This is a genomic window from Nonomuraea rhodomycinica, assembly GCF_013363995.1.
GTDB classification, from domain to species: Bacteria; Actinomycetota; Actinomycetes; order Streptosporangiales; family Streptosporangiaceae; genus Nonomuraea; species Nonomuraea rhodomycinica.
Map to the genome: position 1 here is coordinate 356,810 of NZ_JABWGO010000004.1, position 24,346 is coordinate 381,155.

Annotated in this window: 23 protein-coding genes; 9 read left to right on the forward strand and 14 right to left on the reverse strand. The window is 73.3% G+C overall.

The window, feature by feature from the left end:
* Position 1: 1 nt before the first annotated feature.
* A complete protein-coding gene (locus HT134_RS20315; RefSeq protein ID WP_175601987.1) occupies positions 2–820 on the forward strand; it encodes a class I SAM-dependent methyltransferase in 819 nt (272 codons plus the stop codon).
* A 445-nt stretch (positions 821–1,265) separates the two neighbouring features.
* Here HT134_RS20315 and HT134_RS20320 read toward each other — a convergent pair whose 3' ends face one another.
* A complete protein-coding gene (locus HT134_RS20320) occupies positions 1,266–1,889 on the reverse strand; it encodes a LysE family translocator (RefSeq protein ID WP_175601988.1) in 624 nt (207 codons plus the stop codon).
* A 110-nt stretch (positions 1,890–1,999) separates the two neighbouring features.
* On the opposite strand from HT134_RS20320, the gene HT134_RS20325 reads away from it, so the two are divergent.
* Positions 2,000–2,974 (forward strand): LysR family transcriptional regulator, encoded by a 975-nt coding sequence (locus HT134_RS20325; RefSeq protein ID WP_175601989.1) that lies wholly within the window; start codon positions 2,000–2,002, stop codon positions 2,972–2,974.
* Between the two features lie 166 nt (positions 2,975–3,140).
* On the opposite strand, the gene HT134_RS20330 is transcribed toward HT134_RS20325, so the two are convergent.
* A complete protein-coding gene (locus tag HT134_RS20330) occupies positions 3,141–3,743 on the reverse strand; it encodes a CGNR zinc finger domain-containing protein (protein WP_217708110.1) in 603 nt (200 codons plus the stop codon).
* Positions 3,744–3,831: 88 nt separating this feature from the next.
* On the opposite strand from HT134_RS20330, the gene HT134_RS20335 reads away from it, so the two are divergent.
* The 3 genes from HT134_RS20335 to HT134_RS20345 all read left to right on the forward strand — a co-directional run bounded on the left by HT134_RS20335 (position 3,832) and on the right by HT134_RS20345 (position 6,684).
* Positions 3,832–4,704 (forward strand): MBL fold metallo-hydrolase, encoded by an 873-nt coding sequence (locus HT134_RS20335; protein ID WP_175601991.1) that lies wholly within the window; start codon positions 3,832–3,834, stop codon positions 4,702–4,704.
* Positions 4,701–5,936: an MFS transporter gene (locus tag HT134_RS20340; RefSeq protein WP_175601992.1), complete on the forward strand. Its 1,236-nt coding sequence runs from the start codon at positions 4,701–4,703 to the stop codon at positions 5,934–5,936. The genes HT134_RS20335 and HT134_RS20340 overlap by 4 nt, the downstream gene beginning before the upstream one ends.
* 163 nt (positions 5,937–6,099) lie before the next feature.
* On the forward strand, positions 6,100–6,684 hold the full coding sequence (locus HT134_RS20345; protein ID WP_175601993.1) for a dihydrofolate reductase family protein: 585 nt from the start codon (positions 6,100–6,102) through the stop codon (positions 6,682–6,684).
* A gap of 22 nt (positions 6,685–6,706) precedes the next feature.
* Here HT134_RS20345 and HT134_RS20350 read toward each other — a convergent pair whose 3' ends face one another.
* Genes HT134_RS20350 through HT134_RS20360 form a run of 3 tightly spaced genes read right to left on the reverse strand, consistent with a single transcriptional unit; the run spans position 6,707 to position 8,683 of the window.
* On the reverse strand, positions 6,707–7,951 hold the full coding sequence (locus tag HT134_RS20350) for an RNA polymerase sigma factor (protein ID WP_175601994.1): 1,245 nt from the start codon (positions 7,949–7,951) through the stop codon (positions 6,707–6,709).
* A gap of 28 nt (positions 7,952–7,979) precedes the next feature.
* Positions 7,980–8,315, reverse strand: coding sequence for a YciI family protein (locus HT134_RS20355; protein ID WP_312888264.1), 336 nt, complete (start codon positions 8,313–8,315; stop codon positions 7,980–7,982).
* Positions 8,316–8,323: 8 nt separating this feature from the next.
* Positions 8,324–8,683, reverse strand: a complete 360-nt coding sequence (locus HT134_RS20360; protein WP_217708169.1) for a YciI family protein — start codon at positions 8,681–8,683, stop codon at positions 8,324–8,326.
* Positions 8,684–8,863: 180 nt separating this feature from the next.
* On the opposite strand from HT134_RS20360, the gene HT134_RS20365 reads away from it, so the two are divergent.
* A complete protein-coding gene (locus HT134_RS20365; RefSeq protein ID WP_175601996.1) occupies positions 8,864–9,508 on the forward strand; it encodes a dihydrofolate reductase family protein in 645 nt (214 codons plus the stop codon).
* An 88-nt stretch (positions 9,509–9,596) separates the two neighbouring features.
* A complete protein-coding gene (locus HT134_RS20370; RefSeq protein ID WP_175601997.1) occupies positions 9,597–9,860 on the forward strand; it encodes a DUF4235 domain-containing protein in 264 nt (87 codons plus the stop codon).
* Positions 9,861–9,983: 123 nt separating this feature from the next.
* Here the strand turns inward: HT134_RS20370 and HT134_RS20375 are convergent, their stop codons facing one another.
* From HT134_RS20375 to HT134_RS20395, 5 genes are all read right to left on the reverse strand, one after another.
* Positions 9,984–10,775: a hypothetical protein gene (locus HT134_RS20375; RefSeq protein ID WP_175601998.1), complete on the reverse strand. Its 792-nt coding sequence runs from the start codon at positions 10,773–10,775 to the stop codon at positions 9,984–9,986.
* A gap of 307 nt (positions 10,776–11,082) precedes the next feature.
* Entirely contained in the window at positions 11,083–12,279 is a 1,197-nt protein-coding gene (locus tag HT134_RS20380; protein WP_175601999.1) for a tetratricopeptide repeat protein, read from the reverse strand.
* Positions 12,276–13,775, reverse strand: coding sequence for an AAA family ATPase (locus tag HT134_RS45760; RefSeq protein ID WP_312888265.1), 1,500 nt, complete (start codon positions 13,773–13,775; stop codon positions 12,276–12,278). Before HT134_RS45760 ends, HT134_RS20380 begins: the two co-directional genes overlap by 4 nt.
* 103 nt (positions 13,776–13,878) lie before the next feature.
* Complete coding sequence (locus tag HT134_RS20390) at positions 13,879–14,796, reverse strand: D-alanyl-D-alanine carboxypeptidase family protein (RefSeq protein ID WP_175602000.1); 918 nt, start codon at positions 14,794–14,796, stop codon at positions 13,879–13,881.
* Between the two features lie 144 nt (positions 14,797–14,940).
* A complete protein-coding gene (locus HT134_RS20395; protein ID WP_175602001.1) occupies positions 14,941–15,459 on the reverse strand; it encodes a DedA family protein in 519 nt (172 codons plus the stop codon).
* Between the two features lie 209 nt (positions 15,460–15,668).
* Between HT134_RS20395 and HT134_RS20400 the strand changes: the two genes are divergently transcribed.
* Positions 15,669–16,220 (forward strand): hypothetical protein, encoded by a 552-nt coding sequence (locus tag HT134_RS20400; RefSeq protein WP_175602002.1) that lies wholly within the window; start codon positions 15,669–15,671, stop codon positions 16,218–16,220.
* 50 nt (positions 16,221–16,270) lie between these two features.
* Here the strand turns inward: HT134_RS20400 and HT134_RS20405 are convergent, their stop codons facing one another.
* From HT134_RS20405 to HT134_RS20415, 3 genes are read right to left on the reverse strand one after another with little or no spacing between them, the layout of a single operon-like run.
* On the reverse strand, positions 16,271–19,624 hold the full coding sequence (locus HT134_RS20405; protein ID WP_312888266.1) for an ATP-binding protein: 3,354 nt from the start codon (positions 19,622–19,624) through the stop codon (positions 16,271–16,273).
* A 51-nt stretch (positions 19,625–19,675) separates the two neighbouring features.
* Positions 19,676–20,737, reverse strand: a complete 1,062-nt coding sequence (locus tag HT134_RS20410; protein ID WP_175602003.1) for a lysylphosphatidylglycerol synthase domain-containing protein — start codon at positions 20,735–20,737, stop codon at positions 19,676–19,678.
* A gap of 49 nt (positions 20,738–20,786) precedes the next feature.
* Positions 20,787–21,605, reverse strand: coding sequence for a PIG-L deacetylase family protein (locus HT134_RS20415; protein ID WP_312888267.1), 819 nt, complete (start codon positions 21,603–21,605; stop codon positions 20,787–20,789).
* 38 nt (positions 21,606–21,643) lie between these two features.
* Between HT134_RS20415 and HT134_RS20420 the strand changes: the two genes are divergently transcribed.
* Complete coding sequence (locus HT134_RS20420) at positions 21,644–22,753, forward strand: glycosyltransferase family 4 protein (protein ID WP_312888268.1); 1,110 nt, start codon at positions 21,644–21,646, stop codon at positions 22,751–22,753.
* Here HT134_RS20420 and HT134_RS20425 read toward each other — a convergent pair.
* The gene (locus HT134_RS20425; protein ID WP_312888269.1) at positions 22,750–24,249 is read right to left on the reverse strand and encodes a DUF2079 domain-containing protein; all 1,500 of its coding nucleotides are present in this window, start codon (positions 24,247–24,249) and stop codon (positions 22,750–22,752) included. The genes HT134_RS20420 and HT134_RS20425 overlap by 4 nt on opposite strands.
* Positions 24,250–24,346 lie beyond the last annotated feature (97 nt).

A 24,346-nucleotide genomic window follows, 5' to 3' on the forward strand; every position in this document is an offset into this window, starting at 1 on the left:
CATGGGAGTCACCCTTCCCACCTTGAGCCCGCTGCAGGAAACCCTGTGGGTGACGCTGTGCGGCCGGGCACTCGACAGCCGCCTGCCACGCCCCATACTCGGCGACCGCATGGCCTACGAGATCATCTACAAGACCGGCTACGACCACCGCAAACTCCGCTGGAGCGCGGCTTCGGTCATCGACATCGCCCAGCGCGCCAAGAAACTGGACGAGATCGCGCAGCGGTTCATCGCCCGCCATCCCAACGCGATCGGCATCGACCTGGGAGCTGGCCTGGACACCCGGGCCTTCCGCATCGACCCTCCACCCACAGCGGACTGGTACGACGTCGACTTCCCCGAAGTCGTGGATGCCCGGCACCGGGCCATCCCCGAGCGGCCGCACATGCACGCCATCGGCGCGGACCTGACCGAGCCCGGTTGGCTAGAGGCCCTACCTGCCGACCGCCCCGCCGTGGTCGTCGCCGACGGCGTGCTGCCCTTCCTCTCCGAGCAGGAGATGATCATCCTGCTGGACCGTCTCACCAGCCATTTCCCCAGCGGGGAGTTAGCGTTCAACGTCTACACCAGATTCACCGTCTGGGCCGCGAAACACTACTCCGGCAGCCGGTTCCTGGTCCCCCTCTTCAAGTCCCCCGGCTTCGACCGCCTCGACCCCGTACGGTGGAACCGGCGACTGACCCTGATCCGGCACATCCTGCTCACCCAGGAGCCCGAGGTCGCCCTGTTCCCGCCGGCCCTGCGCCTGTGGACCCGACTGTCGGCGCTCAGCACGACCTTTTCCAGGCTGGGCACCACAATCGCGCACTACCGCTTCTAATTAACTCGCAGCGAGACACATCGCAGTCGCGTGTCGCGACCGCGTCCCCGTTCGCCACCATGCGACCAAGGCCACAACAGACTCGCAGTCGCATACGGCTCAAGAAAGGGAGACGAGTGCTGGAGAAAGGGACGGCTCGCCTGCGGGTGACGGCCTGGAGCAACTGGATCACCGATGATGACTCGTGTCGTGAGATTGCCACCACCGGCGGGAGCGAGCTCTCTTTCGGCGGGCGCGTGGTGGATCTCGGTGTGGCCGTTCTGGGAGTGAAGACGTACACCACGAGGCCATGGTCTTGTGGGCGATGATCATCCTCATGGGACGACGACTCGCACGATCCGCAGCTCCCAAATCAACCTGACGATCAGTTTGTACACGGGCACTTAGAGAACGGCGGCGGATGCCTCGGGCGGTCGGGCGCCGGAAGAAGGACCGGCCCCGGCCCTCAGACACCTGCCACCACCGCGGCGCCCAGCCCCAGCAGGACGACGCCGGTGGTCACGCTGAGTCCCCGCAGGACGGTCGGCCGCGACACCAGGGCGCGCCCTCGGCCGACGGCCCAGGTGAGCACCATGTACCAGGAGGCGCTGACGAGCGCCCACAGGGCTCCCAGGGCGACGGTCGACAGGAAGACCGGGCCTTCCGCGGTCACGAACTGGGGCAGCACCGAGACGGCGAACACGCCCGCCTTGGGGTTGCCGAGGTTGGTGATCAGGCCGGTGAGGTATCCGCCCGCGAAGCCGGTGCGCCGCCTGCCCTCGGGGGACGGGCCGGTGGAGACGGTGGTGAACGCGGTCCGTAGCGTCCTCACCCCGAGGATCAGCAGCACGACGCCGCCCGCGATCCGGAGCACCGCGTACGCGGCGGGGCTGGCCAGCAGGACGGCGGACAGCCCGGCCGCGGCGGCCGTGGACCACAGCAGGAAGCCGCTGGCGTTGCCCGCGAGCGTGCCTCGGACCGTGCGTCGGCCGCCTTCCAGGACCTGCCGGATCATCAGGGCTTGACTCGCGCCTGGCAGCATCGCCAGCAGCAAGGTGGTGGCGATGAAAACGGGCACATGCGTGGGCATGGGAGAAGAACCCCTTCCGGGGATCGCGGCCGATGGATGTACCACCAGGCTTCCCGCCTCGCGCCCTTAAGAGAAGTTGAAAGAGCAGCGTGCAGCGTTAAGATTCATGAATGCCGGTGGATCCAGGACAGCTGCGGCTTCTCGCGGTGATCGAGCGGCACGGCTCCCTGACGGCGGCGGCTCACGCGCTCAAACTCACGCCCGCAGCGGTCACCCAGCAGGTGGCCAAGGCCGAGCGCGACTGGCAGGTGCCCCTGGTCCTCCGTGGTCCTCGCGGAGCAACGCTCACCGCGGCCGGTGCGCTGCTCGCCTCCCACGGCCGAACCGTGGAGGAGGCGTCGGACAGGGCCGAGGCGGAACTGGCCGCACTGCTCGGCCATCTCTCCCTCCGCCTGCGGATCGGGACGTTCCAGGCGGCCGCCCTGCACCTGCTGCCACCCGCCCTGACGGCCCTGCGGCACCGCCATCCGGACGCCGACGTCTCCGTCATGGACGTGGTGTCCGGGCGCGGAGCGGACGAGATCAGCGCGGGGCGCCTGGACCTCGCCGTCGTCGCGTCCTGGGGCGCGCCGCTCACCCCGCCCCCACACGTACGGGCCCACTCGCTCCTGTCGGACCCGATGGTCGTGGTTCTCCCCGACGACCATCCGCTGGCCACCGGGCAGCCCGCGGACACCGAACTTCACCTGGAGCAACTGCGCGACGAATCGTGGGTTTCCATCCTGGCCGGCCATGCCGCCCGCGAGCAGTTCCACGACGCTGCCCGCGAGGCCGGCTTCACTCCCACCGTGCGGTTCGAGACCGAGTCCTACGACGTCGCCCAGGCCCTCGTCGGCACAGGCATCGCGGTGGCCCTGGTCTCGCGCCTGGCCCTGACCCATGCGCCCGGCACCACCCATCGCGAACTGGCCCACCCCAGGCCGTACCGCCGGCTCTACGCCGTCACCAGAGCCGACGCCAGCCTCACACCTCTCGCGGACATGCTCGTCGACCTCCTACGTGATGTGGCCCGCGACATCACCGCCACCTGGGAGGCTCCCCTGCGAGAAGAACGACGCTCATCGAACTCATCGCACGGAGTCTGAAAAGCCCCGGTTCCGCATCGACACCGCCAGCCGTCGCTGTCCACGAGCAAGCCGGTGCGCATGCTGATGCCGTGACGGCCGCCGGGATGGGATCCGCTCAACGTGGTCGCCGGGTATGTGTGCGCGGTGGTCGTGGTCGCGCGGGGGTTCCCATGGTGATGCCGGGTCAGTCCGTCTTCGGATGGGTGCGGCGGGCGTAGGCGCGGGCGGCGCGGGCGCGGTCGCCGCAGCGGACGGAGCACCAATGGCGGCGGCCGTGGCGCAGCAGGTAACGGTTGCAGGGGGTCGAACCGCACGGCGTCAGGCGGTCGGCGTCCGGGCCGGTGAGGAGGTCGGCCGCGTTGGCCGCGAGTGTCGCGAGCGCGCGGTCGAGGATCTCGTTCGTGGGGCACGGCGCCGTGCGGTAGGGGCCGCGTTCGTCGTCCCAGTACAGCAGGGCGGCGGACGGGGCCCTGCTCAGCGCGTCGTTGACGGCGGACAGCGCCGCGGGCAGGGCGGGCAGGCCGCCGGTCCGGGCGGCGAACAGGACCCTGAGGTGTTCGCGCAGCGAGCGCAACTGCGCCGCGCACATCTCCTGGACCCCGGCGTCCTCGGGGGCGAGGCCGCGCTCCGTGAGCCACCGGTTGGTCGCCGCGGGCGTGCCGAGGAGGTCGACGAAGTGCCCTCCGGGCAGCGCGATCGCGCTGTTGACGAAGTCGAGGGCGAGGTAGTCGTCCGCGCCGGGCGCGGGCGGCAGCGCGGGTTCGGCGGCGGTCAGGGGCTCGCTCATGGCTCTCATGTTACGGCTTGCGTTCATCCGTGAGACACCACTACCGTCATTCACGGATAAGCCCCTTCTCATCCGTGAGGTCACTCCTATGCCCGGAACCACCGCCGACCACATCCCCGTCCGCGTTCTCGGCGGCCCGACCGCCCTGTTCGAGTACGGCGGCCTGCGCTTCCTGACCGACCCGACCTTCGACGCCCCCCGCGACTACCAGGTGCCCGGCGGCGGGCTGACGAAGACGGCGCCACCCGCCGCCGTACCGGCCGACCTCGGCCGCGTCGACGTGGTCCTGCTCTCCCACGACGAACACCCCGACAACCTCGACCACTCCGGCCGGGCCCTGCTCGCCGACGTCCCCCTCACGCTCACCACGCCCGGCGGCGGGCGACGCCTGGGGAACGGGGCCAGGGGCCTGGCCGACTGGGAGGCGGTCACCCTGGACCGCCCCGGAGGGGGCACGGTCACCGTCACCGGCGTACCTGCCGTCCACGGCCCCGGCGCCCGGGAGGAGGTCGAGCGGATCACCGGCCAGGTCGTCGGATTCGTCCTGACCGGTGAGGGGCTGCCCACGATCTACGTCAGCGGTGACAACGCCTCGCTCGACGCCGTCCGGCAGATCGCCGGACGCTTCGGCCCGGTCGACACCGCGATCCTCTTCGCCGGGGCTCCCCGCTTCTCCGTCCTGTTCGACGGAGCGCTGATCGTCCTCGACAGCGCGCAGGCCGCCGAAGCCTGCACGATCCTCGGCGCCCGCCGCGTGGTCCCCGTCCACTACGACGGCTGGGCGCACTTCACCGAGGGCCGGGACGAGCTGGTGGCCGCCTTCACCGCCGCCGGCCTGGCCGACCGCTTGGACCTGGGCGACCGCTCGGGCCTGGCCGGCCACCCCGGCCTCGCCGACCACCTGGACCTGGCCGGCCATCCCGACCTGGGCGGGCACGTGGGTCTCGGCGACCGCGCGTGAGGAACATCCTGCCCGCCAGGACCGCCGACCCCCCGCGCCTCCACCCGCAGCGCCGCGTCCTGATCGTCCTGGTCGCCGCCCAGGTCCTCAGCGGGGCCGGGCTGGCGGCGGGCGTGACCGTCGGCGCGCTGCTCGCCCAGGACATGCTCGGCTCCACCAGCCTCGCCGGCGTGCTCGGCGCGCTGTCCACGGTCGGCTCCGCGCTGGCGGCCGTCGCCGTGGGGCGCCTGTCCGACGCGCGCGGCCGGCGTCCCGGCCTCGCCGCCGGCTACCTGGCAGGCGCGGTCGGCAGCGCGGGCGTCATCGCCGCGGCCGTCGCGGGCGAGCCCGTCCTGCTGTTCGCCGCGATGTTCGTCTACGGCGCGGGCACCGCCACCAACCTGCAGGCCCGCTACGCCGGAGCGGACCTGGCGGCCCCCGCGCACCGTGCCCGCGCCGTGTCCACCGTGCTGGTCGCCACCACCGTGGGCGGGGTGGCCGGCCCCAATCTCGCCTCCGCCACCGGCGACCTCGCCGCCGACCTCGGCATCCCCTACCTGGCTGGGCCGTTCCTGCTCGCCGGCGCCGCCTACGCGGCGGCGGCCCTGATCCTGGTCGTCTGGCTGCGCCCCGACCCGCTGCTGCTGTCCCGCGCCGCCACGCCCCGGCCCGAACCGGACCGGCCGCACCCGGACGACGTACGCGGTTCGGGCGTGTCGGCCGGCACGATGGTCATGGTCGTCACCCAGCTCGTCATGGTCGCGATCATGACGATGACGCCGGTGCACATGCACGGCAACGGCCACGGCGCCGCCGCCTCCGGCCTCGTCATCGCCGTCCACATCGGCGCGATGTACCTGCCCTCGCCCGTGACGGGCTGGCTCGTCGACCGCTACGGCCGTCTGGTCACGGCCACCGCCGCGGCGCTGGCCCTGCTCGCCGCCGGAGTCGTCGCCGCCACCGCCCCGGAAGAGTCCGTCGCCCTGTACGCGGTCGCCCTGGCGCTGCTGGGCCTGGGCTGGAACCTCGGCCTCGTCACCGGCACCGCGATCATCACCGAGACCGTACCGCCGGCCACCCGCGCCAGGACCCAGGGCCTGGTCGACGTCTCCATCGCCATCGCGGGCGCGGCCGGCGGCATGGCCTCGGGGCTCGTCACGGCCACCGCCGGCTACCCCCTCCTGGCCGTGGGCGGCGGCGTCCTGGCGCTGGCCATCGTCCCGGCGGTGCTCACGGCGGCCCGCGGCCGATGACGAAGGACGCGGCGCACGAGTGCCGCGTGCGGCTCTCCTCCTGGCACGTGTGTCATTCCGGAGGCGTGGAGGGGCGCGGAGGTGTCGAATGCGCCGGTGACCGTTCGTGTGGGGGGTGAGAGGGCCGCCGTGGGGCGGCCCGCGGCAGGAAGGGAGCAGGCCGATGCGTTCGATCAAGGCCACGATGTTCGTCACCCTCGACGGAGTCGTCCAGGGCCTCGGCCGTCCGGACGAGGACACCCGCGGCGGCTTCCCCCACGGCGGCTGGGGCCCGCGCTACAACGACGAGGTGATGGGCCAGGAGCTGGCCAAGGGCATGGCCGAGCCGGGGGACATGCTGTTCGGGCGCTCCACCTGGCAGGACTTCAGCACCGTGTGGGGGCGCGCGACCGACGGCAATCCGTTCACCACGCACCTGAACGCGGCCACGAAATACGTCGTGTCCAGGACGCTGGAGGACGCGGGCGCCTGGCGGAACTCGGTCCTGCTGCGCGGCGAGGCCGCCGGCACGGTGGCGGCGCTGAAGGCCCGGCCGGGCGGCGACCTGTCGATCATCGGCAGCGCGTCGCTGGTGCGGAGCCTGCACGCCGCCGGCCTGATCGACGACTACACGCTGCTGATCCACCCGCTGACCCTGGGCTGCGGCGCGCGGCTGTTCGACGGGCCCGCCCCGCTGACCGAGTTCGAGCTCACCGGCAGCGTCACGACCCCCAAGGGCGTGATCATCGCCCGCTACGCCCGCCGGTGAGGGAGGAACTCCGTCCGGGGGCCTACCGGTCCAGCCCGTCCGCCCTGTCGCGCAGGTAGCGCTGTTCGGGAAGGCTCGTGGTGCGCCGGGCCGCCAGCCGGTAGTTCTCCCGCGCGGCCGCGTGCTCGCCGGCCAGCTCCTGCAGGTGGGCGCGGACGGCGGGCAGGCGGTGGTGGCGGGCGATCCGGGGATCGCCGTCCAGGGTCTCCAGGAGTTCGAGCCCGGCGCGGGGCCCGCGGGTCATCGCGACCGCGACGGCGTGGTTGAGGGTGACCATCGGGTTCGGCGCGATCCGGGTGAGGATCGTGTACAGGATGCGGATCTGCTCCCAGTCGGTGTCCTCGGCTCGCGGGGCCTGGACGTGCAGCGCGGCGATCGCCGCCTGAAGCTGGTACGGGCCGAGCGGTGAGGCGGACATGGCGCCGGTGACCAGCGCCGCGCCCTCGTCGATCAGGGCGGTGTCCCACCGGTCGCGGTCCTGCTCGGCCAGCGGGACAAGGGCGCCGTCGGGGGTGGTGCGGGCCGCGCGGCGGGCGTCGGTCAGCAGCATCAGCGCGAGCAGCCCGGCGACCTCACCGTCGTCGGGCAGGGAGCGGTGCACCATCCGGGTCAGCCTGATCGCCTCCGCGGTGAGCTCCCCGCGGTGCAGGTCGGGGCCGGAGCTCGCGATGTAGCCCTCGTTGAAGATCAGGTACAGCACGTGCAGGACGGTGTCCAGGCGCGCGGCGCGCTCGTGGGCGGCCGGCGGCTCGAACGACGCGCCCGCTGCCCGGATCCGCTGCTTGGCGCGGCTGATGCGCGGCGCCATCGTGGCCTCGGGCAGCAGGAACGCCCGTGCCACCTCGGCGGTGGTGAGTCCGCCGACGGCGCGCAGCGTGAGCGCCACCTGGGAGGCGGGCGTCAGCGCCGGATGGCAGCACAGGAACAGCAGCGTGAGGGTGTCGTCGTGGCCGCCAGGGTGCTCGTCGCCGGGGGCCGGGGCGAGGCCGGCGCCGGGCGCCTCCCGGACCGCCGCGGTGACCTCGCGGCGGCGGCGCGCCTGCTCGCTGCGCACCTGGTCGATCAGGCGGCGGGAGGCGACGGTGACCAGCCAGGACCGCGGGTTCTCCGGGACACCCGCGCACGGCCACTGCGTGGCCGCGGCCAGCAGCGCTTCCTGTGTCGCGTCCTCGCACTCCTCGAACCCGCCGTGGCGGCGCAGGAGCATGCCGAGGACCTGCGGCGCGAGCTCGCGCAGCAGGCCCTCGACGTGTTCGGACGCGCTCACGGCCCCGTCCCGGCCCAGCCCGGCGCTTTCACATCTCCATCCCGGACGAGTCCATGAGCGGCCGCACCTCCACGCCGCCGGACCGGCCGTCCGCCATCAGGCCGGCCAGTTCCACGGCGCGTTCCCGGTTCTCGCAGTCGAGCACGTACTGGCCCGCGACATGATCCGAGGTCCGCGGGTACGGGCCCTCGGTCACGGTCACCACGCCCTCGCGGACCCGTACGACGGCGCTGATGGACGGATGGGCGAAGGCGTGAGCGCTGACGAGTTCACCCGCCTGACCGGCCGCGGCGAGGAAGTCCGCGTCGAAGCCCTCCCCGGGCGGGTCCGCCGCGTCCAGATAGAGGTTCAGCAGGAACTTCACCGCCGTGCTCAGTCGTCCGCCGGGCCCGCGTAGACCACCGGGCGGACCTCGATGCCGACGCCCTCGACGCCGGCGTCCGGGATGAGCGCGGCCAGCTCCAGGGCGCGCTCCCTGCTGTCGCACTCCACCAGGTAGTAGCCGCCGAGGTACTCCTTGGCCTCGAGGTAGGGCCCGTCCGTCACGGCCGGGACGCCGCCCCGGACCCTGACCACGGCGCTCTGCGACGGGTCGGCCAGCGCGACGGTGCCCACCATCTCCCCGGACGTCCTGACGGTCTCCATGAACGCGCCGTGGCCGCTCATCACCTCCTCGCGCTCCTGGTCGGTCAGCGCGTCCCAGACCTGCGGGTTGTTGTGCATGATCAACATGAACTTCACGTCGTCTCCTTCGGCAGTCCGTACGGCCCCCTGAGGCGCCGCTCACCATGGAGTCGGCGCCGATGCCGCGTTCTTGCGGTGCCGGACCGCAAGAAATCCTCCAGCAGCTCCGACCACCCCTCGAAGGAGCGCCCGGCCTGGGCGTTCCCCACGCAACCTCTGGGAGGACGCATGTCGCAGCTGTTGAGGGTGCACTGTTTCACCGTCTCGCGGGACGGGTTCGGCGCTGGCGAAGGGCAGAGCCTGGAGCGGCCCTTCGGCCACGCGGACCCCGTCCCGCTCTGGTCGTGGGCGGGCGCCACCGCGAGCTGGGTGAACCGTACGGAACCCGGCGGCACTCGCGGCCTGGACGACTGCATGACCCGCGACCACATCCGCAACATCGGAGCGGAGATCATGGGGCGCAACAAGTTCGGCCCGCAGCGCGGCCCCTGGAAGGACCACGAGTGGCGGGGATGGTGGGGGGGCACACCGCCGTTCCGCACGCCCGTGTTCGTGCTCACCCACCACCTACGCCCGTCCTTCACCCTGGCCGACACCACCTTCCACTTCCTCGACGCGACGCCGGCCGAGGCGCTGGAACGCGCCAAGCGGGCCGCCGGCGGCCGGGACGTGCGCCTCGGCGGCGGAGTCGCCACGATCCGGGAGTTCATCGAGGCCGATTTGGTCGACACGATGCACATCGCCGTCGCTCCTGTGGACATCGGCCGAGGCGAACGACTGTGGGACAGCCCCGCCGACCTGCTCGACCGCTTCCACCTGGACACGGTACCGAGCCCGAGCGGAGTCACCCACCTGCTGTTCTGGAGGCGATGACGGCTCCCGTCATCGGGCCGTTCCGCCGCGGGCGCATGTTTAGCGCCGTGACACGGGGCACGGGCAGACACCGTCGTGAGGAGTTGAGATGCAACCTGTGGAGAAAGCCGCGTCGCTGGGGATGGGCATGCTCAGCGGCGCCTTGGCGGCCGCGCTGTTCAAGCGGGTGTGGAAGCTGGCCTCCGGCCAGGACGACGCGCCCGACGCCGGTGACCTGGGCCGGACCTGGACCGAGGTCCTCGTCGCCGCGGCGGTTCAGGGGGCCATCTTCGGGCTGGTCAAGGCGGCCGTGCACCGCGCGGGCGCGCGGACCTTCCGGCACAGGACGGTCACCGGCGCCGTGAAGCACTGACCCCGCCGCCCCGCGAAAGCCGGTCCGCGACAGGGCGGAACCGGCCCGGGAAAGAGCGGAGCCGGCCGCGCCCCCGGGCGTGGGGCGCGGCCGGCTCCGTCCTGCTGAACCCGGGCTTCCCGGTTACTTCTCGGAGAGCACCCGGCCGTGGAACATCGGCTTGTCGGTCTCCCAGTAACGCCAGCCCTCCACCGCGGACGGGATGTCGGCGATGCCTCTGGCGGTACGGAGCACCTTGCAGGTGTCGAGCCGGGCCCGGACCGTCCAGTGCACGCGGTAGCCGAAGGCGCGGTACCACAGGTTGCCGTACTTGCCCTTGGTGATGTCGTGCGTGTAGTCGTGGCCGGTGAAGATCATGTGCCGCTTCTCGAGGTGCGGGATGGACGTCCTGATGAGCGTGCGGATGATCGTGTCCGGCGTGAGCTCCCGGCTGATGGAGCGCAGCTTCTCGAAGTCCGCCTCGACGAACGCCAGGACCTCGTGCTCGCGGTGGACGCTGGCCGTCACCGAGCCGCCGGGACCGTCGACGAAGTGGGTGCGCGGGATGTAGAAGTGCCGCGGCTCCAGAGAGTGGATCTTGAAGAACGTTCCCCGGTTGCAGTCGTCGCCCGCGCCGGCGAGGTGCAGGTGGCGCCGGTGGTGGCGGTGGTGCCCGTTGGTCGTGACGGTCGTCGTGTCGTCCGCGTCGTCGTCGTCCACGTCGTCGGAGTCCGAGTCGTGGTCGTGGATCTGCGAGACGACGGAGTCCCTGACCGCCTTCCTGAGCTTCTTGTCCTTCTTGGGATCCGCCGCGAACGCCGGAGCGGCCACGCTGGCGGCGAGCACCACGGACAGGGTTCCGGCCGTGGCGAGCGTCAGCAGCGCCTTGACCGGCCGGCTGTCGGTCTTGGTACTGGTACGGGAACTGGTGAACATGAGGTTCCGTTCCTCTCGGAACGCGGCAGACGGCCGCGGTCAATCTATTGGCCGGAAAAGGCCCCCGTTTGCACCCTGCGCAAGCACAGCGTGACGGTAAAGATGCTTACAGTTGCCGCGAGCCATCACAGGACGCCACGCCGAATCGGAATTCCCCGTACAGGGAAAGCAAGGGTGAAAAAGCGTCAAGGACCGGCGCATCATGCCATTGCCGGTATTCCGCGTCGAGAGGCCGCCCGATTAGCGGCATTCACGGCGGAGAAGACTGCCGGAAAACGGAATAAAGGGTGAAGGGCGAAATTTCCCGTCAGGTGCCGAGAAAACGTCGCACTCCGGCGGCGATCCAGATCGTCGACAGCGCCGCGTACGCCGTCAGCAGCGCCATCGGCGGCGCCGACAGCGGCACCGCCGCGACGGCGGCCACGGCCAGCAGCGCCGACCAGCCGAACAGGACCCCGCGGGCGCGCCGGGAGCCGGTGTGCCCGGCCTCCTGGACGGGCGTGACCATCGCCATGAGCGCGCCGCCCGCCGTCGCCAGGGCCTCCAGGCCCGCCGCCGCCCCGGTCGCCAGCACCGCCGCCCCGGCGACCGGCAGGGCGCAGCACAGCGCGGCCGTCCGGGCGTCGCCGCCGCCGAACATCAGCCTCGTCGCCTTGCCCCGCGCCAGGCGCAGCGTGGTGAACGCCTCGGCCACCCACGCCCCCCAGTGCAGCAGCGCGATGAGGACGAACACGACGACGAGCGCCGGCATGGCCGGCAGCAGCAGCACCAGCCACCCCCGGCCGAAGAACCTCTCCCGCAGCCGGGTCAGCGTCCGGTAGACCGGGTTGCGCTGCTTGAGCGCGGTCAGCAGCAGCCCGCGGGCGGTGTCGAAGCCGGGGTCCAGCAGCAGCACCTCGCGGAACGCCGAGGCGGCCTCGACGGGGTCGCCGGCCGCCAGCGCCGCGTGCCCGTACGCGAGGTGGGCGAGCGTGTTCTCGGGGCTCAGCGCGATGGCCCGCGAGGCGGCGGCCCGCGCCTGGGCGCCGTCACCCAGCCGGGCGAGCGCCAGCGCCAGCAGGCTCGCGAGGTCGGCCTCCTCGGGATCCACGGCCAGCCCGCGCCGGGCCGCCTCGGCCGTCTCCGGCCACTGGCCCGCCTGCAGGTGCGCGCGCGCCAGCACCTCCCAGGTCAGCGCCTCCTCCGGGGACAGGGCCAGGGACGCCCGCGCGGCCGCGATCGCCTCCGCCAGGAGGCCTGCCCCCTTGTGGACCTGGGCGGCGACGTAGTGCGTGAACCAGTTGTCCGGCGCCAGCCGCACGGCCTCGCGCGCCTCGGCGATCGCCTCCCCGTGCCTGCGCTGGGCGTCGAGGGCGACCGCGAGAAAGGCGTGCGCGGTCGCGTGCTCGGGAACCTCGGCGAGGACGCCGCGCAGCTCCCGCTCGGCGTCGGCGGGGCGGCGCAGCTCCAGCAGCGCCCGGGCCCGCTGGATCGCGCCGGCCTCGGGCGGGGACGGCAGCGTCATCGCACCTGCTTGATCCAGGGCATCAGCTCGTCCCAGGCCCCCGAGTCGTTGGCGTGCATCACGTAGTTGCGGGCGGTGCCCAGCCACTCGCGTACGGCGGCCGGCTTGACGGCCTGCGCGGCGGCCAGCAGGTCGGGCGTCGACAGCGGGATGGGCCGCCCGGCGCTGATCGACTGGTGCAGCTTGGCCTCGACCGCCCGGTCCACCACGCCCTTCAGGTCGGCCCCGGCGAACAGCTCCGTCACCCGGGCCACCGCGTCGAAGTCCATCTCCGCCAGCGGCTTGTCGCGGCAGAGGATGCGCAGGATCGCGGCGCGGGCCGCGTGGTCCGGCGGCGGCACGAACACGAGCTGGTCGAACCGGCCGGGACGGCGGAAGGCCACGTCGATGTACCAGGGGGCGTTCGTGGCGGCCAGCACCAGGACGCCCTCGTTGGCGTGCTGGTCCACCCCGTCGAGCTCGGCCAGGAACTGGTTGACGAGCTGGCGGGCGTGCGCCTGCCGCATGTCGGAGCGGCGCGCCGCCAGGGCGTCCACCTCGTCGAAGAACAGCACGCAGGGCCGGTTGCGCCGGGCCAGGTCGAACACGGCCCGCAGGTTGCGCTCGCTGGAGCCGATGTACATGTCGAGGATGTCGGACAGTCCGACGCTGACGAACGCGGCGCCGAGCTCGCCGGCCGCGGCCCGGGCGAGGTGGGTCTTGCCCGCGCCGGGCGGGCCGTACAGCAGCACGCCGCCGCCGGCCCGCTTGCCGAACGCCTTGAACAGCTCGGGCTGCTGGATCGGCAGGAGCAGCTTGACGCGCAGCGCCTCCTTGACGGCCTCCATGCCCGCCACGTCCGCGAACGAGACCGAGGACCGCTCGACCTGCGCGCCGCCGGGCGCCTCCGCCGGCTGCTGCACCGGCCCGGCCTGACCGCCCCACGGGGAGCCCGGCCCGCCCTGACCGCCCCACGAGGAGCCCGGCCCGGCCTGGCCGTCCCACGCCGCCCCGCCCGCCCCGCCGACGCCCGCCGGGACGCCGGGAGCGCCCCACGAGGAGCCCGGCGTAGCGGGAGCGCCCCAGGACGGGGCCGGCGGGACGCTCGGCTGGGGCGTCAGCCGGGCCGCGAGGTCCGGGTCCGCCAGCGACGGGTCCCGCGAGACCGCCTCGTGGTAACGGCGGGCCGCGCCGTGCGCGTCCCCCTCCCCGAGCAGCGCGCGGGCGGCGATCACGCCCAGCCGCGGCGGGTAGCCGGGAGCGGCCAGGAACGGCTCCAGTGCGGCCAGCGCCTGGCCGTGCGCGCTCTGCCGGGCGAACGCCTCGGCCAGCCCGGCGGCGATCTCCGGGTCCTTGGGCGCCAGCACCAGCGCCGCGCGGTACTCGGCCTCGGCCTCCGCGAGGTACCCCTTGGCCAGGAGCTGGTCGGCGAGGTGCCGTCGCAGAGGGAGATTGTCCGGCGAGAGGCGCGCCGCCTCGCGCAGCGCCTGGAGTCCGGCGTCGTCGAGCACGCGCACGGTCCCTTCTGTCGATCAGGTTTACGGTCGCCAAGCCTAGAGCTCGTTAGGCTACCGAAATCCCCCGATCACCGGACCGCGTGGGACAAACCGGGGCGACCGATCAGCCCCCGGCGATCTGCTCGCCCGCGTAGTCGAGCAGCCGCTCCGCCGTGCTGAAGCGGCGGGCGTTCTGGTCGCCGAGCAGCACGCCGACCACCTCCCGGCCGCTGCGCTCCCCGGCGAACAGCAGGCAGAACCCCGCGTCGTTGGTGAAGCCGGTCTTGACGCCGAGCACCCCGTCGGCCTGCTGGAGCAGCTTGTTGGTGTTGCGCCAGGTGTGCGCCCGGTGCACCGCCGTCTTGGCCACCTTGTGCGTCTCGGCGCCCACGACCGACCTGAACGTCGGGTCGTCCAGCGCGATGTCGGCGAGCTTGACCTGGTCCACGGCCGTGGAGTAACCGCCCTTGGCCGGGGTCGGCAGGCCGTCGGCGTTGGCGTAGCGGGTGTCGGCGAGGCCGAGGCGCTTGGCCTCGGCGTTCATCTTGGCCACGAACGCGGTCATGCCCGGGCCGTACTTGCGCGCCAGCGCGTTGGCGGCGTCCGCCCCCGACGGCAGCATCAGCCCGTACAGCAGGTCGCGGACCGTCAGCCGCTCGCCCTTCTTCAGCGCGGCCGTGGTGGCGCCGTTGCTCGTGGCGTGGCGCACGTCCGCCGCGGTGATCTCGACGGTGTCGGTGAGCCGGGCCTCGCGCAGCACCACGTGCGCGGTCATGACCTTGACCAGGCTGGCCACCGGGACCCGGCGGGTCTCCCGCTTGCTGAAGTGGACCGTTCCGGCCGAGTCGACGACGTAGGCCTCCTTCGCGCCGACCGCCGGCACCGTGGCCGTGGCCGTGGCCGTGGCGGTGGCGGTGGCCGTGGCGGTGGCCGTGGCGGACGCCGGCGCCGCGACGGCCGGCATGGCGCCCGCGGGCGCGGGCGAGGCGACCCCCAGGGCGAGAACGAGTGCGGCAGAACCGCTGAAACCCCCAATACGCATGGCGACATGCTCCCAGGTGATCAACGCTCCGTTTGCCGAACCAGGTCTCAAAGACGCGACAACAAGGACCAGTGCCGGGTAAACCGCCGTTACGGACGACAGCGAACACCGCACGCAGCTCCCCGTAAGACGGGAAAGGCGTCCCTAGGCGGCGAGGGCCTTCTCGGCGCGCTTCCTGCGGCGCCAGACGGTGAAGGCGACGGCGCCCGCCACGGCCAGCACGGCCACGACCACCGCCGTCACCGGCGACGTGGCGGCCAGGCGCAGCCAGCCCCACACCAGCGCGGTCAGCCCGAACCACCACAGCGGCGCCCAGGTCAGGCAGCCCAGCGCGCTCGCCACCACGTACCACGGATAGGACACCCGCAGCGCCCCGGCCACCCAGGGCAGTGTGTGCCGCAGCATCGGCACCCAGAAGCAGCCGTAGACGGCCAGCGCGCCCCACCGCTCGACGACGTCCTCGATCTTCGCGATGCGCTCGCGGCCCAGCCGCACGCCGACGCGCGAGTCGTACAGCCGCTCGCCGAGCTTGCGCCCGACCCAGTAGTAGACCTGGAACGCCCCGAACAGCGCCGCGATCAGGACGACGCCCACCAGCCAGTACGGCAGGCCGAGCCAGAACGGCTCACCGGGGGAGGGGACGGCCAGTGCCGGGCGCCACATAGCGGAACATCACCACCCCAGATCGCACAAAGGTCAGCCTAACCTTAGTTCACGCCCGAGCGTGCCTGCCACAGCGGTCCGGCTGCCGGTGCTCCCCATCCTGTCGCACCGGCGGCCTGCACGGACGCCGCAAAAGGTGCAAGTCACCGACAACCGCCCCGCAATCGTCCTCGCCTACACCTGTACATGAGCGAAGAGGAGTGACGATCATGGGGACGAGAAGCACCGCGGTCCTGGTCAGCGGTACGGCGAACACGGCCAAGCTGTTCGTCGCGGCGTTCGCCTTCACCGCCGCCTACGTGGGGTTCTCGGCCTACGACACCGCGAGCTCCGCACCCCGGGACGGGCACACCGTGACCCTGTCGGCCCGCGAGACGCCGATGACCACGCCGATGACCACGCCGATGACCCTGCCGATGACGACGCCGATCGCGTCGAGCGTGGCACCGGCCGCCCCCGGCACCGTGACGGTCGTCGAGACGCGCAGCGACACCGGGTGCGCCAAGACGTTCACGGCCAGGGGCGTGGTCGTCAACCCCGACCCGCACGGCACCGCCCTGTACGCCTGGCGGCTGGCCCGCCTGAGCCCGGACGGCCGCGTCTGGCGCGACTACCTGGTGGACCACGACGGGTTCGCCGGCCTCCGGGAGAGCGTCGACTGGTCGCCGCGCATCACCGGCAACCCGGGGTGGTACCGGGTCGAGCTGTCCGTGCGCGGCGCCGGCACGGTCAAGAGCAGGCGCTTCCAGGTCACCTGCTGACGGGCCCCGTCCAGGTCACCTGCCAACGGGCCCGCACGAACCGACGGCCCTCACAGGCCGACCGAGCGGCGGGCGGCGTCCACCCAGCGCGGCACGCCGACCCGCTCCGCCACCTCCAGCGCCTTGGTGTAGTGGTCGCGCGCCGCGTCCGGCTGCCCCAGCCGCAGCGCGAGGTCGCCGAGCGTCAGCGCGACCGGCCACAGCGCCACCACGCCGGTGCCCGCCCCCGCGACCCGGTCGGCGAACGGCACGAGCTTGTCGTAGCAGTCGACCATCCGCTCCCGGTCGTCGAGCAGCATCCCGGCCAGCGCCCGCCACGTCATCGCCAGCTCGTACAGGAAGTCCGGCCGGACCGGCGGCCGGACGGCGGCCACGGCCTTGGCGTCGGCCAGGTGCCCGGCGGAGGCGAGCGCCAGCGCGTACGCGTCGAGCGTCCACTTGGCGCCCCGCTGGTGCGCCTCGGCCAGCAGCTCGACCGTCTCGGCCGCGCGGCCGTCCACCAGGTGCAGGCAGAACGTGGTGATCAGCGGCAGGTCCTGGCGGCCCTCCAGCATGCCGGCGCGGGCCGTCATGCGGGCCGCCTCGCGGTAGGTGCGCTCGGCCCCCGCGTAGTCGCCGGCGATCATCAGCCGCTGCCCGGAGTACCAGGCGCAGACCGCGGCGGGCGCGGACAGGTCGTACTGCCGGGCCAGCCGCTCCGCGGCGGCGGCGTGCTGGTCGGCCGCGGCGAACTGGCCGCGGGCCGCCGCGCACTCCAGCAGCACGAGGTGGGCGAGCGCCTGGGTGGCCATCTGGCCGGAGCGCTGGGCCACCTCCAGTAGCTCGCGGCCGATGCTCTCGCGGGTGTCGACGGCGGGGATGTCGTACGACTGGCGCAGCCGCCCGCTCAGCGCGGCGGCCAGCAGCACCGGGTCGCCGCTCTGCCGGGCCAGCTCCAGCGCCTCCAGCGACGCCTGCCGCCCGCGCTCGGGCGAGGAGGAGCCCTCCAGCTCCAGCGCGAGCGTGGTGAGCAGGCTCGCGCGCAGCGTCTGCTCGCCCTCGGGCAGCTCCATGAGCGCCTTCTCGGTGACGTCCACGATCTCCCACGCGGTGCGGGTGAAGTCGCGCGCCATGCCCTTGTGCGGGACGGCCAGCGAGGCCGCCACCCGGGCGGTGATCTCCAGGTCGCCCAGCGGCAGCGCGGCGTCCATGGCCTCGCGGCGCAGCAGCCGCGCCGCGGTCATGTCGCCGCACAGGGCCAGCGCCTTGATCCGGTGCAGCATGAGCTGCAGCCGGTCACGGGTGGGGCCGCCGGTACGGTCGAACGCGGCGATGGCCTGCTCCCACAGCGTCGCGGCCTCGCGGTGCGCGAAGCGGCGTTCGGCCTGCTCGGCGGCCAGGCCGGAGTAGTGGACGGCCTTCTCGGCGGCGTCGGCCAGGAAGTAGTGGTGGGCGAGCGCCGCCACGTCGGACGGGGCGCGCCGCTCGATGACCGCCGCGACCGCCGCGTGCAGCCGGGTGCGGCGCAGCCGGGACGCGTCGGAGTAGATCGTGTCGCGCACCAGGTCGTGGTCGAAGCGCAGCAGCCCCGGGCCCGGCTCGGTGACCAGCCCCGCGAGTAACGCCGCCTCGACGGCCTCCACCACGGCGTCCTCATCGCCGGCCACGTCCACCAGCACGTCGACGTCCACGTCGCGGCCGATCACCGCGGCCTGCAGCAGGATCTGCTGCGCCCCGGCGGGCAGGCGCGAGATGCGCCGCCGCAGCACGTCGCGCACGCCCGACGGCACGCGGGACAGCACCTCCGCGGCGCTGGCCCGGTCGGCGGCGGCCTCCGAGTCGAGCAGGCGGACGGTCTCGCGGACGAAGAACGGGTTGCCCGCGGTGCGCTCGACGATCGACTCGACCGCGTCCTCGTCGATCTCGCGCACGCAGGTGGCCCGGACCAGTTCCGCCACGGCCTTCGGGTCGAGCCCCGACAGCTGCACCCGCAGCGGCCCGAGCCGGGCCAGCGACGCCAGCACGTCGGACTGGCCGTCGTCCAGCTCGCTCTCGCGGCAGGTGACGACGAGCATGACCCGGCTGGTGGCCAGCAGGCTGGGCAGCGCCCGCAGCAGGGCGAGCGTCTGGTCGTCGGCCCAGTGCAGGTCTTCGAGCGTCAGCAGCATCGGCGCCCGCCGGGCCACCCCGGCCAGGTAGCCGCCGACCGCCCGGTGCAGGCGGAAGCCGCCGGACGCCTCGTCGTCGTCGGGGTCGGGCGCGGCGTCGTCCAGCAGCGGGGCGAGGAGCTGGGAGTACTCGCCCGCGCCGGTGCGGCCCACCAGCGAGCGCAGGATCTCCACCCACGCCCAGCCGGGCGGCGTCGCGCTGGAGTCGGGGCAGGCGCCCGAGGCCGTCATCCAGCCGTCGGCGGCGAGCCGGCCCTCGAGCTGGCGCAGCAGCGTGGTCTTGCCCGCGCCCGCGACGCCGGCGACGATCGCGACCTGGAAGCGGCCCGTACGGCCGGCGGCGGTGGTCAGCCGGGCCAGCTCGGCGTCGCGCCCGACGAACGGCTCCGGCTCCAACGGGGGAGGCTCGACCGCGGCGACGGTCCGGGGCGGCCAGGTGTCGCCGACCGGCACGGGCCGCGGCGGGCGCGGCACGGTGGCCAGCTCCAGCTCGGGGGCCTGGGCCAGGATGTCGGACTCCAGCTTGCGCAGCGCCGGCCCCGGGTCGATGCCCAGCTCGTCGGCCAGGATGCCGCGGGCCCGGCGCAGCGCCGCCAGCGCGTCGCCCTGCCGGCCGCAGCGGTACAGGCCGAGGGCCAGCAGCCGCCAGCCCTCCTCGCGCAGCGGGTGCTCGGTGGTCAGCGCCTCCAGGTCGGGCACGGTCTCGGCGTGCAGGCCGAGGCGCAGCCCGGTGTCGGCGTGCCGCTCGCGGGCGACCAGCCGCAGCTCGGTCAGCCGGTTGACCTCGGCCTCGGCCCACGGCTGGTCGGCGAAGTCGGAGTAGGGGGTGCCACGCCACAGGCCGAGGGCCTTCTCCAGCCGGCCGCGCGCCGACTGCGGGTCGCCCTCCTCCAGGTGCTCGCCCGCCGCCCGGACGAGCTGCTCGAACGTGAGCGCGTCGACCTGGTCGGGCGCCACCCGCAGCGCGTAGCCGGAGGCGACGGTCACCAGCAGCCGGTTGGGCCCGCCACGCGGACGCCCCGGCTCCAGCACGCGGCGCAGCCGCGAGATGTAAACCTGGAGCCCCGACTGGGCTCCCTTGGCCGTGTCGTCATCCCACAGGTCGTACAGCAACGTGTCGACCGGAACGACCTGACCTCTGGCCACGAGAAGCCGGGCGAGGACGGCCCGCTGCCGCAACCCGCCGAGGTCGAGTTCGTCGTCTTCGTACGCCTCGACTGGCCCCAGAACCCGGAACGCCACCATGTCAGCCGCCACGCTATGCAAGCTTCCGAATCGCGCACAAGGTCTTTGTTTCGTTTCGGATGGTCACGGGGAGGCCTTCGAGATCGCGGACGGGGGCTCCGTGGCGGTGCCTCGGCCGTCACGCCTGCGCAGCAGCGCCCACGCGCCCAGGGCGAGGCCGCCGAACGGGATCTCGATAGTGTAAGTCCAGAAGCCGAACAGCAGCGCGGTCGCGGTGGCGGGCGCCGCCGGCACCCCGAACGCGCCGGTGAGCAGGAGCACGACGCCGCCCTCCATGATGCCCGCGCCGCTCGGGGTGATCAGGGCGCTGGTGAGCACCCGCGACAGGGCGAACACCGCGATCGACTGGGCCAGGCCGGGGTAGGCGCCGGTGGCCAGCATGCACGCGGCCATGATCGCCCACTGGAACCCGAGGAAGAACACCATGCCCACCGACAGGCCCAGCCAGCGGGTGTGGACGACGTCGGCGGTGTCGGCGCGCAGCCGTTCGAACGCCTCGGAGGCGTGGAAGCGCAGCCGCAGCACCCGGACCACGGCGTCCAGCCCGCGGCCGAGCAGCCGCGCGGCGCGGTCCCAGTAGAGGGCCGCCGCCACGACCAGGCACAGCACGAGGATCGACACCGCGCCCACCCAGCCGGCCCGGGCCACGGTGTGGTTGGGCACCTCGCCCGCCATGAGCAGCGCGATGATCCCGACCGCCGGCAGGATGAACCTGAACAAGGTGTTCCAGATGCCGCTGACCAGCGTCATCACCACGATCGGCCGGTTGCCGAACCCCCAGCCCCGGGTCATCGCGAACGTCAGCGCCACGCCGGCCGCGCCGCCGAAGGGCAGCAGGTTGCTCACCGCGCTCCCGGCCGCGTTCAGCGTCAGCGCCTGCGTGTGGCCGAGGCCGGGCAGCGAGCCGGTCAGCACGAACGTGTACGCGAACAGGCTCAGCAGCCACAGCGCCGTCATCAGCGCGATCATCGGGAAGCCGATCGTGGCGAACACCGCGCCGATCTCGTGCCAGGAGACCGGTTTGCCGGTCAGCGCGCGCACGATCTGCGGCAGGTAGACGACGAGCACCACCGCCAGCGCGAGCGACAGCGCCGACAGTGTGATCTGGACCCACTTGTTCTTCATCGTGTCCCAGTCTGCCGGGCGCGGGCACGGCCCGGATCATCCGGAGGTGTCAACTCGGCCACGGGTCCAGCGGATGACGCAGGCGGGTGCCGGGCGGCACGTCGCGGCGGACGAACCACTCGGTGCCGAACACCAGGCGGTAGAGCGGGCCGGGCACCTTCAGCAGCACGGCCAGGGTGCGGTCGCCGTCGCCGCCCTTCGCCTGCGAGGCGTGCGCGGCCATGGCCGCCCGTTTCTGTCTCGTGTACTTGCGCACGTTGACCCGGTGGGTGATCACCTCGCCGGGCGAGTACGCGCTCTCGAACGTCCGCACGTCGAACTCCGGCGGGAACCGGTAGACCTTGCCCGCCAGGCGCAGCAGCCTGACCAGCGGGTCGCGGTCGACCGTGGCCTCCAGCACGATCGGCGTGCCCGCGAGCTCCGCGGCCCGCCGCCCCACCCGGTGGACCTGGACGTGGTCAGGATGGCCGTAGCCGCCCGCCGGGTCGTAGATCGACAGCAGCTCGGCCTCCTCCTCGCGCAGGATGTCGGCCAGCCGGCCCGCGGCCTGCTCGGTGTCGGCGTCGATGAAGGCGTTGTCGGGCCGCTCGTCGGCCACGCCGCCCTTGGGGCTGAGGCCCGAGTCGCCGTAGCCGAGGCACTCCACGCGGGCGCACCCGAGCAGCGCGGCCGACTCGTACAGCTCCTTCAGCCGGGTGCGGCCGAGCTCCTCGCCGGGCTCCATGTCGGCCAGGCCGCGCTCGCCCGCGGTCGCCACCACGAGCACCACGCGGTGCCCCTCGGCCGCGAGCATCGCCATCGTGCCCGCCGTCAGCAGGGCCTCGTCGTCGGGATGGGCGTGGAAGAACACAGCGGTACGTGGAGGCACAGGCCCAGATTAGTCTGGGAGGGGTGCGGATCTTTCACGTGAGTGACTGTTACCTGCCGCGGCTCGGGGGGATCGAGGTCCAGGTCGCCGACCTCGTGCGGACGCAGAGGCAGGCCGGCCACGAGGTCGAGGTGGCCACCGCCACCAGGGGCGAGGCGCTGCCCGGTGTGCACCGGATCGTCGCGCCGATGCCGTTCGACCTGCCGGTCCACCCGGCCGGGGTGGGGCATCTCACGCGCCGCATGCGGGCGTCGCGGCCCGACGTGGTCCACGTCCACACGGGGGCGGTCTCGCCGTTCGCGTGGATGGGCGTGCGCGCGGCCGTACGGGCCGGGCTGCCGTGCGTGGTGACCGTGCACAGCATGTGGGACCCGCTGACGCGCGCCCTCTACCGCCTGCTGCGCCTGACGTACGGGTGGCAGCGCTGGGGCCTGGTGGGCACGACGGTGAGCAACGCCGCGGCGGCGCCGATCCGCGCGGTCGCGGGCCGGCGCGTGCCGGTGCGGGTCGTCTCCAACGGGCTGGACCTGTCGGCGTGGCGTTCCCAGGCCGGCGAGAGCGCCGGGCGGGATCGCGCGGACGGCGAGGTGCACATCGTCGCGGTGGGACGGCTGGCGCCGCGCAAGCAGCCGGTGCGGCTGCTGCGGCTGCTCGACCGGGTGCGGGCCGCGGTGCCGCCGGCGGTGCCGCTGCGGGCCACGGTCGTGGGCGACGGGCCGGCGCGCGGGTCGATGGAGCGCTACCTCGCCCGGCACGGCATGACCGGCTGGGTGTCGCTGCCCGGCCGCTACACGCGCGAGCAGATCGCCAAGGTGCTGGAGTCGGCGGACGTGTTCGTGGCCCCCGCGCCGCGCGAGTCGTTCGGCATCGCGGCGCTGGAGGCCCGCGCCGCCGGGCTGCCCGTGGTGGCGCGGGCGCAGAGCGGGGTGGCCGACTTCGTCCGGCACGGCACGGAGGGGCTGCTCGGCCGCGACCTCGGCGAGCTGGCGGCGGCCGTGGCCCGGCTGTCCGCCGACGCGGAGCTGCGGGCCCGGATCACCGCGCACAACCGCGCCACGCCGCCCGCCGCGGGCTCCTGGCCCGCCGTCCTGGAGGGGTTCGAGCGCGCGTACGAGCAGGCCGCCGGCCTGGTGCGGCGCAGGGGTTAGGGACGGTTGAGCACCACGTACCCGTCGCGCTCGAACACCCTGCGGTACCCCTCGGCCTCCAGCCTGCCGACCGTCTCGGCCTGCTCCTCCGCCGACCCGAACGGGAACTCCCAGCGGGCCGTGTCCGCCACCACCCACGGGGCGCCGCGCGACTGCCCGCTCCACAGCAGGACGGTGGCGCGCGCCGAGAGCGCCGGCCCGACCGAGTTGGCGGCCTCCACGACGACGCCCGCCGGCACCTTGGACACCGCCTCCCGGGCCGCGACCACCTTGACCTCGTCGCCCTCGTAGAAGGACGGATGGTAGAGCTGGTCCAGGGCGAAGCGGGGGACCAGCGTCACGGCGATCACGCACGCCCCGAACGCCCAGGCCAGCTTCAGCGACCGGTCGTCGGCGCGCCGGAACCGGCGCAGCAGCCGCGCCAGCCCGTCCACGCCCGCGCACAGCAGGATGACGACGGTGAACGCGCTGTACTGGAAGTCCGCCTGCCACCACAGGGCGCGGTCCGAGAGCATGCGTTCGAGCACGTGCGGCAGCGCCGCCAGCGACAGCGGCGACAGCAGGCAGAGCAGCAGCGTCGGCCAGGCCATCAGGAAGAGCGTGTCCACCTTGGCCTCGTCGTTGAACGGGATGAGGATCGCGGCCACCGGGTCGCGCAGCAGGGTCAGCACGGCGCTCGGCGCGTCCGGCCCGAGGTGGCCGTACGCCCAGAAGTCGTCGGTGCTGCCGCCCAGCATGGGGATGAGCGCGCCGCGCGTCAGCATCACCCCGCCCGCGCCGATCGCCGCGCAGCACAGGCCGCGGAAGCGGTCGCCGGTGACGAACAGGTAGATCGCGAACCCGATCACCATCAGCCCCATGTCCTCCTTGACCAGGAGGAGCCCCGCCATCGCCGCGAACGCCGGCCCGTGCCGTCCCGCGTGGTAGCGCTCGATCATGATCGAGGTGAGCAGCGGGACGAACATCACCTCGTGCACGTCGAACGCGACCGCCTGCGCCACGGGCCACGACAGCGCGTACGCGACGGCGACGAGGTAGGCGGGGACGGTGCCGAGCACCCGCCGGGTGAACAGCCACACGAACGGGATCGCGGCGGCGAACAGCAGCGCCTGCGCGACCACCAGCGACTCCGGCCCGTCGTGGACCCAGTAGAACGGCGCGAGCAGCGCGTACGCGGGGGAGAAGTGGTCGGCGATCTGCAGGTATTCGAGCCCCCGGCCGTGGAAGGCGCCGACGGCCGGCACGTACGGCGGCCGGAAGTGCGCGTAGTTGCGCACGGCCTGGTCGAAGATGACGAGGTCGAAGACGGAGGCGCGGAACGTGGCCAGCTTGACCAGCCCGACGACCGCGTAGATCGCGGCGGAGAGCAGGGCGATCAGCCCCACGCCGAGCCGGTGGCTTCTCAGCCGGAGCCTTGCGGCGCTGAGCCGGTGTCGCCAGGGGGAGGAGGTGGCGGGGGTCGCTTCGGTGTCGCCCGCCAGCGTGTCGCCCGTCACGATCAGCAAGATTAGACGGATTTTTCGGGATGTGCGGCTTTCCAGTTGACGGCCCGGCCGGGGCCGGAACGGACCGGCCGTCGCGATGCACTGCCCC